This window comes from Blautia sp. MSK.18.38 (assembly GCF_024460535.1).
Classification (GTDB): Bacteria; Bacillota; Clostridia; order Lachnospirales; family Lachnospiraceae; genus Blautia_A; species Blautia_A fusiformis.
Genome location: NZ_JANFYP010000047.1, coordinates 1 through 8,403 on the forward strand (window position 1 = coordinate 1; position 8,403 = coordinate 8,403).

The window sequence follows — 8,403 nt, forward strand, 5'->3', positions numbered from 1 at the left end:
GAAGTGTGGTAACACATGGAGCTGACTGTTACTAATCGGGTGAGGGCTTGACCAAGAAACGCAGGTTAAGAATTGATTCAAAGAGTTTGATTAATGATCAACAAGCATGTATGTAGTTTTTAAGGTACAAACCTTAATTAAATATTTAAGTAATCCTCCTTAGCTCAGTCGGTAGAGCATGCGGCTGTTAACCGCAGTGTCGTTGGTTCGAGTCCAACAGGGGGAGTTTTTTTTGTTTCCTGTAAATGTAAAGTTTATGGGATTTTTTATGCTTGATCTGTGACAGGATAAGGATGTAAAAATGTGCAGATATAAATAAGATACATTTATATCTGCACGTTTATTTTTGTAACTACAAATAGAAATATTGACTGTTAGAGATAATCAATAAATTTATAAAGTTATGATAGAGAAATTCCGGCTTATCGAATGAAATTAGTCATGATCTTTTGCTCTGTCTCCGGAGCGTCGATACCGGCCTTTTTACCGGCTTCAATACATTTTAACAGCCATGCCATGTTATTGCCTAATGTACGCATGATCTGGAGGCCTTCAGCGTCTTTTCTGACGTCATCCGGGGTATTGCCGTGAACCATTGTCCAGTAGTTTCCGGACACGACAGGCATCTGATGATAGGTAAAGTATTTGATCAGAACATCCAGAGTAGCAGTAGTACCGGCACGTCTTGCGGAAGCAACAGCTGCGGCAGGCTTGTGGATCATATCCTTTCCGGCCTTGGAAGCGAATTTATCCATGAATTCGATGATCTGTCCGGAAGGAGAAGCCCAGTAAACCGGAGAACCAACAATAAGGGCGTCAGCCTCTTTCATAATGGCAGCTGCGGCAGCAACGTTTTCCTGAGAAGGATCCCCGGCCTGGAAGATTTCTGCCTCCACACCGTTCTTCTTTAAGGTTTTTGCGATCTCTGTAAGAGCTGTATAAGTGCAGCCTTCTTTGCGAGGACTGCCGTTGAGTAATAAAACTTTCATTATTGTCATCCTTTCATATGATTTTTTAAGTCATCATACTTTCAATTATATACAGAGAAAAAATAATGTCAATGTTTGAAAAAAACAGAAAAAATTTTTCCGGGTAGGGTTTGAGAAAGAAAATACAAACCCTTGGAAAGCCCATTTTATAAGGCTTTTGGGCCTGTTTTCCGTCTTTGTAAAAAAAATTGAAATTTTTCAAAAAAAAGCTTGCAATTATAAAAAAGGTATGGTATTATTTAACTCGTCGCTGAGGGAAATACAAAACAGCGAAACATAAAAAAGAAATATGGCTCCATGGTCAAGCGGTTAAGACACCGCCCTTTCACGGCGGTAACAGGGGTTCAAATCCCCTTGGAGTCACTTAAAACTAAACTGGATATTCATTGACTCGATTCAACATTTGGTGTTTAATACGCCGATGTGGCTCAATTGGCAGAGCAGCTGATTTGTAATCAGCAGGTTATCGGTTCGAGTCCGATCATCGGCTTTTTGGACCTTTAGCTCAGTTGGTTAGAGCAACCGGCTCATAACCGGTCGGTCCTGGGTTCGAGTCCCCGAAGGTCCATTTTAAAAGTTTTATATTTTGTATGGCCCAGTGGCTCAGTTGGTTAGAGCGCCGCCCTGTCACGGCGGAGGTCGAGAGTTCGAGTCTCTTCTGGGTCGTTCATATTTGGGGTCTTAGCTCAGCTGGGAGAGCATCTGCCTTACAAGCAGAGGGTCATAGGTTCGAGCCCTATAGGCCCCATTTTTGAACAAATTAATTGAATATGCGGGTATGGTGGAATAGGCAGACACAAGAGACTTAAAATCTCTCGGGGGCAACTCCGTGCCGGTTCAAGTCCGGCTACCCGCAGTATCAGTAAGATTCCTTTTTAGGGATCTTTTTTTGTATCATAAAATTTATTGATGAAAACGGGAAAATATTCCTAGCTTATTGGTAGGGATATTGACAAGGCTATTTTCCCATGATAGAATCCTGACAGTTGTAAAACAAATCGGACAGATATAAAAAATATATCCGTTGTCAGTATAAATATACATGGAAAGAATATAAGGAGAAGTCAGAAAATGCTGAATCAGTTTTCAAGAACAGAATTATTAATCGGAAAAGAAGGAATGGAAAAGCTGAAAAATTCCAGAGTCGCAGTATTCGGAATTGGCGGTGTTGGCGGATATACGGTGGAAGCACTGGTCAGAAGTGGCGTAGGTACCCTGGATCTCATTGATGATGATAAAGTATGCCTCACCAATATCAATCGCCAGATTTACGCAACAAGAAAGACCGTAGGGAAATATAAAGTTGACGTGGCCAGAGAACGTATTCTTGAAATTAATCCGGATGCAGTTGTAAATATCCACAAAACATTTTATGTGCCGGAGACAGCAGATTCCTTTGATTTTTCCCAGTATGATTATGTAGTCGATGCAATCGACACTGTAACCGGAAAGCTGATGCTCGTAGAGCAGGCAAAGGCTTCAGGAACACCGATCATCAGCTCTATGGGGGCCGGAAATAAGATGGATCCAACAGGTTTTATAGTGACAGATATTTATAAAACGTCCGTCTGTCCCCTTGCAAAGGTCATGCGCCGTGAACTGAAAAAAAGAGGAATCAAAAAACTGAAGGTGGTTTACTCACAGGAGAAGCCAATAACTCCAATTGATGATATGGCGATCAGCTGCAAGTCTCATTGCATCTGTCCTCCGGGAACAGAAAGAAAATGTACTCAGAGACGTCAGGTACCGGGAAGTAATGCCTTTGTGCCTTCCGTAGTGGGACTGATCATTGCCGGTGAGGTTGTAAAGGATCTTATTAAATAAAAATTGGATCATTTTGTGTTACTGAGAACGGAATGAACAGTAACCATTCTGTAAGAACAGATATTGCATGTATACTTATATTGTGCAATATCTGTTTTTTTGTGATAAAATATTTTTTACAGATAGTTTTGTAAATAAAAGAGAAGGACAGATAAAGTATGGGGATCGTTGAAAAATTTATAAAAGAAGGACAGCTGACAAAGGAAGAATATCCGGAACTTCTGCACTTATACCAGGATCCGGATGCGGTTCGTCTGCTTCGGGAAGAGGCTGTCCGTATACAGAAAAAATATTTTGGAAATAAAATATATACAAGAGGTTTGATAGAATTTACCAATTACTGCAGAAATGACTGCTATTACTGCGGGATCCGCCGTTCTAACAGGAATGCCAGCCGTTACCGCCTTACGAAGGAAGAAATCCTGCAGTGCTGCGAGAATGGCTATGAGCTGGGATTTCGGACATTTGTGCTCCAGGGAGGGGAAGACCCATGGTTTAATGATGACCGGATGGTTGACATCATCCGGCCCATCAAACAGGGATATCCGGACTGTGCGATCACGCTATCCATTGGGGAGAAATCAAAAGAAAGCTATCAGAGATTTAAAGATGCCGGAGCAGACCGCTATTTACTCCGTCATGAGACGGCCAGTGAGGAACATTATCGTTATCTTCATCCGGAGAGTTTAAGTCTTGCAAACCGTAAACAGTGTCTTTATACCCTGAAGGAACTGGGATATCAGATAGGTGCCGGATTTATGGTAGGTGCGCCGGGACAGACGCTGGAGTATCTGGCGGAAGACCTTGTTTTTCTTAAAGACCTGAATCCGCATATGGTGGGGATCGGACCATTTGTCCCGCACCATGATACGAAATTTGCAGAGGAACCGGCAGGAAGTGTGGATCTGACACTGTTTCTGCTGTCTGTCATCCGGATCCTGCTTCCACAGGTACTTCTTCCGGCAACCACAGCACTGGGGACCTTGGACCCCAGAGGCAGGGAAAAGGGTTTTCAGGCGGGTGCAAATGTAGTAATGCCCAATCTTTCTCCGGTGAAGAATCGTAAACAGTATGAACTTTATGATAACAAGATCTGTACAGGCGAGGAAGCAGCAGAGTGCAGAGGGTGCCTTACCAGACGTGTGGAGTCTGTAGGCTATGAAATCGTTACAGACCGTGGAGATTCCCCGATGACAGATTGACATGGGGTACAAAATACTTTCTTTTTTCAGTGATTTAAGGTAAAATACCAGTAAGATCAGATTGCTAAAAAATTAACAGCTGGTCAGAAATAAGCGGAATTTTCCTGCAAAGCGGAATGCAGGAAAAATGATGGAGTGCGTAAAATATGGAAAAATCAGAAAATGCTGTGCGGAGCAGACTTCTGGAAGCGGGGAAGGAAGAGTTCAGAGACAGGGGATTTCTGAAGGCTTCTCTTCGTGCGATCTGCAAAAAAGCAGATGTGACTACGGGAGCGCTATATTTCTTTTTTGAAAGTAAAGCAGCTCTTTTTGAAGAAATCGTGGAAGAGACGGTAGAGGATCTGAAGCGGATCATGGGAGACTTTACGGATCAGGAAAAACAACTGCATCCGGAAGAATATGACAGGATACTTATGGAATTTATCTGGGAAAACAGGGACATCGCAAAAATCCTCATAGATGGAGCTGAAGGTACCAGATATGTGAATTTCCGTGAGGATGCCTGTACGAAAATGGAGCAGATCCTTAATGAACGTTTTCAAAAGGAATGTGGACAAGAAGTTGATCACGAGCTGGTACATATCCTGGTACAGATGAAATTTCAGGGATATTGTGAACTGCTCCGGGGAAACTGCTCCAGGGAAAAACTCCTGGAAATTTCCAGAATTCTGCAGATATGTTCCAGCCAGTGCCTTCTGGCAATTGAGGCAGAACTAAACAGAAAGCATTAAAAACCATTGCTCATTCTCCTAAAGTATGTTATGATTAACTTGGTTAGTTTTAACAAACCGAGGGAGGTGTAAATAACGTGAGATCAAATGAATCATCTGAAGATTATTTGGAAACGATCCTGATCCTTGGAAACAGGAGTTCTCTTGTAAGAGCTGTGGATATCGCGGCAGAGATGGGCTTTAAGAAACCGAGTGTCAGTGTTGCCATGAAGAATCTTCGCCAGAAAAATCTCATCACAGTAGCCGACAACGGAGATATCCGTCTGACAGAGGACGGACATAAGATTGCCGATAAGGTATATGAACGTCATCAGCTGATCTCTTCCTGGCTGATGATACTGGGAGTCCAGGAAAAAACAGCGATTCATGATGCCTGCAGGATCGAGCACATAATCAGTGAGGAGAGCTTTCAGGCATTGAAAAAGGCAGTTTATGAGCTGAGGGAGCAGCAGGCTGTGCTCCATGGAGAAACTGCGGATCAGGTTTGATCCCTGCAGCAGAAGCTATCAGGAATTGACAACTGAAAAAATAAGAATATAATGGAAATCCAGGTTATGAAATGGAGGATACCAAAAGATGAAATTACTTTTTATACGACATGGAGACCCGGATTACACAATAGATTCCCTGACCGAAAAGGGCTGGAAGGAAGCGGAATTTCTTTCTGAAAAGATCGCAGCTCTTGATGTCAGGGATTTTTATGTTTCTCCGCTTGGAAGAGCAAAGGATACCGCATCCTGCACACTGAAGAAAAACGGAAGAACAGCTACAGAATGCAAGTGGCTGAGAGAATTCGACGTAAAGATCAGAAGACCGGATCTTCATGGGGAAAAGATCATTCCCTGGGACTGGCTTCCCCAGGACTGGACGAAGATCGAAAATTTCTACAGCTTTGACCGCTGGTGGGATAATGACATCCTGCGAGAGGGAAAAATGAAAGAAGAGTATGACTGGGTCACACAGAATTTTGATAAAGTTCTGGCAGAGCATGGATATGTGCGGGAAGGACATTATTACAGAGCAGAAAAAGCCAATGAAGATACGCTTGTGTTTTTCTGCCATTTCGGTGTAAGCTGTGTACTCATCAGCTATCTTCTCAGTATCTCTCCGCTGGTGATGCTGCAGAATTTCTGTGCGGCGCCGTCATCGGTGAGCACCATTGTTACAGAGGAGAGGCGAAAAGGGATCGCGTCCTTCCGTATGAGCTCTTTTGGAGACATTTCTCATTTGTATGCGCATCAGGAGCCGCCGGCTTTTGCTGCCAGATTCTGTGAGACATATGATAACAAAGAGCAGAGACACGACTAAAAAGCGAAAGAAACGGCTGTAATATTTCGTGTTTTTCCGGAAGACCATGGTAAATAATGATCAGCAGGATTATTTTGGAAAATGATTAGACTTCGTTAATAAATTTTATAATTTTACGGGGAATGTTTCATCCGCTTTTATCTAGTGCCATTATGTAGCTTTTCAAAAAGCCCGAAACCCTTGATTTTACTGGAAAAGTTTATAAAAAAACTTTCATCAGTGTTTATCACATATTAAGTTTTGCCCGTGGGGTAAAAATCAGTTTATGGGGTAAAGATTGGGGTAAACTGTGGGGTATGAGAACGATATAGATAAGTATTAGTAAAATACGATTTGACAAATATTTGAGCAGTTCGTATAATATACTTAACAAGGGAGCCGGAAGGTGAGTGCAGATCACCCGACCCGGCGAAATAAGATTAGTAAAAAATAGCTGTCATTCTCGCCAAAGAACAGGACGGCTATTTTTTATGTGTATAAGTCAAAATCGCAACGATCAGTAAAGCAGTTGTAAGTATAATTTGCAATTCTTCATAAGTACTCATAATGATCACTCCTCTCTGGTAAGGTGTCCATATCAGGCACGTTTTTATTGCTTTTTACCTTTGAAATTAATATTGTATACAAAATTGTGCGCAATTAAGGGACATAAAGAGGAGGCATTTTCGGATTTACCCCGGTGAGAAAGTGAAGATGTTTTGCTACATGGTAATTTAGATGGAACAGAATGTGAGAAACCAATAGAAAAGATATGGTGGTTCGGTTATAATAAAGAAAAGATATATTTAATATTGATAGGCAGAAAGAAATGCTGGTATTTTAAAATATAAAAGATTTGATTTTTGGTTGTTAAAGAGTATAATAGATAGTATCTGATAGAGGAGGAAAAAAATGGGAGTATTATCTGATGCGCGAATTATAGAAAAAATTTATGATGAAAGTATTATTATTTCACCATTTATATATGATCACGTACAACCTGCCTCTGTTGATCTGACATTAGGAAAAAAAATTAAGATACCCAACAGAATTGAAAATGCAGTAAATGTATATGATGAGCAACAGGAGATATATGAAGAACGAGAAATTGAGCAGTATACATTAAAACCTAATGATTTTATTATTGCATTTGTTCGTGAAACAATTCAATTACCTGCAAGTATAAGTGGATTTGTAAAAAACAGAAGTAGCTTAGCAAGAGTGGGTTTAGATGTTAGCGCGAGCAGCTATGTTAATCCAGGTTATCATGGGCAGATGACAATTACTATAAAAAATATGAATCCAAATTCTGTAGTTATACATAGTGGAATGAGAATATGCCAGCTTATTTTAGTTGATGTTGAACCAGAGGCTAATATTGATTATAGTAAGAAAGAAGATGCAAAGTATCAGGAAGAAAAAGGTGGAGAGGTAGCGAAGCTTTATTTGGATCGAGAATTTCAAGAATATAATCAGTTGAAAGATAAAGGTAGCATAAGTAATTTCTTTGAACAAAGATTAAGAGATAACGAGAAATCAATTGATGATATTTTGTCTGATGAACAAAAAAGAAATTTGGGATTAAAATAAATGGAGAGTATAGATTCTTTAAGAGCAATATTACACGAGATACGTCCGCAGCTTATAAAGTGTATTCATGATAAAAAAGTTAAAGAATACATAGAGCAATATGAGCAATTACATGATGGAAAAAAGCCAAATAGGAAGAAAATTGACGACTTCAATAATATTCTAATTGCGCAAAAGATTTCTGTCGAAGAGGCGGATAAAACAATTGAAGAATGTTTACAAGAAGTAGAAAAACAGATAAGAAAAGAACAAAAGAAGAAGAAGATAAAAGTAATAGGGATAAATACGATTGTATTGGTAATGATCCTCAATTTAGTGGGTGGTTATATTGGCACTTATTTGAAAGAAGCATTGCAGATTAATATTTTAAAGAATTATGAATTCTTTTCTTTTCCCAATTTGATTAATGCAGTATTGATTGGTTTGATAATAATGATTCAATATGTTGTTTATGTAGTAAGAAAGGATTCGTAAATATGCATGAAATTTTAGAAAAAAGACCATATAAACATTTTAAGGGGAATTTATATTATGTACATGAAATTGTATGTCACTCGGAAACTGGAGAACTGTACGTTTCATATCAAGCACTCTATAGTCCCTATAAATTTTATATTAAGCCATTGAAACTATTTGCTGCAAAAGTTGAAGATGGACGTACAGATAATTTATTGCATCAGAAATATAAATTTGAATTATATGATGGCAATATCGACGGAAAATTAGAGACTATGAAAAAATCTCTGTAAATAGGATTCTTCTATGATAAGAAAGGGTGAG

At 39.7% G+C, this 8,403-nt stretch carries 9 protein-coding genes and 7 tRNA genes; 15 read left to right on the forward strand and 1 reads right to left on the reverse strand.

Translation table 11 applies throughout. The features are described 5' to 3' along the window. Window positions 1-153 precede the first annotated feature (153 nt). A tRNA-Asn gene (locus NE638_RS17070) sits at window positions 154-226 on the forward strand. Window positions 227-422: 196 nt separating this feature from the next. Here NE638_RS17070 and NE638_RS17075 read toward each other — a convergent pair. Continuing rightward, complete coding sequence (locus NE638_RS17075) at window positions 423-989, reverse strand: flavodoxin family protein (RefSeq protein WP_044960541.1); 567 nt, start codon at window positions 987-989, stop codon at window positions 423-425. 291 nt (window positions 990-1,280) lie between these two features. Here NE638_RS17075 and NE638_RS17080 point away from each other — a divergent pair. The 14 genes from NE638_RS17080 to NE638_RS17145 all read left to right on the forward strand — a co-directional run bounded on the left by NE638_RS17080 (window position 1,281) and on the right by NE638_RS17145 (window position 8,372). Further along, window positions 1,281-1,352, forward strand: a tRNA-Glu gene (locus tag NE638_RS17080). A gap of 54 nt (window positions 1,353-1,406) precedes the next feature. Continuing rightward, window positions 1,407-1,479 (forward strand) — tRNA-Thr (locus NE638_RS17085). A 4-nt stretch (window positions 1,480-1,483) separates the two neighbouring features. Then, window positions 1,484-1,557, forward strand: a tRNA-Ile gene (locus NE638_RS17090). A gap of 24 nt (window positions 1,558-1,581) precedes the next feature. After that, window positions 1,582-1,655, forward strand: a tRNA-Asp gene (locus tag NE638_RS17095). A 9-nt stretch (window positions 1,656-1,664) separates the two neighbouring features. Continuing rightward, window positions 1,665-1,737 (forward strand) — tRNA-Val (locus tag NE638_RS17100). Window positions 1,738-1,761: 24 nt separating this feature from the next. Continuing rightward, window positions 1,762-1,845: transfer RNA gene (locus tag NE638_RS17105), tRNA-Leu, on the forward strand. 215 nt (window positions 1,846-2,060) lie between these two features. Continuing rightward, a complete protein-coding gene (locus NE638_RS17110; RefSeq protein ID WP_118609250.1) occupies window positions 2,061-2,813 on the forward strand; it encodes a tRNA threonylcarbamoyladenosine dehydratase in 753 nt (250 codons plus the stop codon). Window positions 2,814-2,971: 158 nt separating this feature from the next. Then, a complete protein-coding gene (gene hydE / locus NE638_RS17115; RefSeq protein ID WP_118609249.1) occupies window positions 2,972-4,015 on the forward strand; it encodes a [FeFe] hydrogenase H-cluster radical SAM maturase HydE in 1,044 nt (347 codons plus the stop codon). A 146-nt stretch (window positions 4,016-4,161) separates the two neighbouring features. Then, complete coding sequence (locus tag NE638_RS17120; protein ID WP_114002081.1) at window positions 4,162-4,746, forward strand: TetR/AcrR family transcriptional regulator; 585 nt, start codon at window positions 4,162-4,164, stop codon at window positions 4,744-4,746. 77 nt (window positions 4,747-4,823) lie between these two features. Then, window positions 4,824-5,234: a metal-dependent transcriptional regulator gene (locus NE638_RS17125; protein WP_021650250.1), complete on the forward strand. Its 411-nt coding sequence runs from the start codon at window positions 4,824-4,826 to the stop codon at window positions 5,232-5,234. Between the two features lie 88 nt (window positions 5,235-5,322). After that, a complete protein-coding gene (locus tag NE638_RS17130) occupies window positions 5,323-6,054 on the forward strand; it encodes a histidine phosphatase family protein (protein ID WP_021650251.1) in 732 nt (243 codons plus the stop codon). 891 nt (window positions 6,055-6,945) lie between these two features. Further along, window positions 6,946-7,623: a dCTP deaminase gene (gene dcd, locus NE638_RS17135; protein ID WP_118609248.1), complete on the forward strand. Its 678-nt coding sequence runs from the start codon at window positions 6,946-6,948 to the stop codon at window positions 7,621-7,623. Then, window positions 7,624-8,097 carry a hypothetical protein gene (locus NE638_RS17140; RefSeq protein ID WP_118609247.1) on the forward strand — a complete coding sequence of 158 codons (474 nt, stop codon included), beginning with the start codon at window positions 7,624-7,626 and terminating at the stop codon, window positions 8,095-8,097. 2 nt (window positions 8,098-8,099) lie between these two features. After that, window positions 8,100-8,372, forward strand: a complete 273-nt coding sequence (locus tag NE638_RS17145) for a DUF1653 domain-containing protein (RefSeq protein ID WP_173746800.1) — start codon at window positions 8,100-8,102, stop codon at window positions 8,370-8,372. The last annotated feature ends 31 nt before the right edge of the window (window positions 8,373-8,403 follow it).

What these genes read in the sequence shown, in the direction of transcription:
- NE638_RS17075 (WP_044960541.1), bottom strand. Translation starts at nt 989, where the DNA reads ATGAAAGTTTTATTACTCAACGGCAGTCCTCGCAAAGAAGGCTGCACT.
- NE638_RS17110 (WP_118609250.1), top strand. Translation starts at nt 2,061, where the DNA reads ATGCTGAATCAGTTTTCAAGAACAGAATTATTAATCGGAAAAGAAGGA.
- hydE (WP_118609249.1), top strand. Translation starts at nt 2,972, where the DNA reads ATGGGGATCGTTGAAAAATTTATAAAAGAAGGACAGCTGACAAAGGAA.
- NE638_RS17120 (WP_114002081.1), top strand. Translation starts at nt 4,162, where the DNA reads ATGGAAAAATCAGAAAATGCTGTGCGGAGCAGACTTCTGGAAGCGGGG.
- NE638_RS17130 (WP_021650251.1), top strand. Translation starts at nt 5,323, where the DNA reads ATGAAATTACTTTTTATACGACATGGAGACCCGGATTACACAATAGAT.
- dcd (WP_118609248.1), top strand. Translation starts at nt 6,946, where the DNA reads ATGGGAGTATTATCTGATGCGCGAATTATAGAAAAAATTTATGATGAA.
- NE638_RS17140 (WP_118609247.1), top strand. Translation starts at nt 7,624, where the DNA reads ATGGAGAGTATAGATTCTTTAAGAGCAATATTACACGAGATACGTCCG.
- NE638_RS17145 (WP_173746800.1), top strand. Translation starts at nt 8,100, where the DNA reads ATGCATGAAATTTTAGAAAAAAGACCATATAAACATTTTAAGGGGAAT.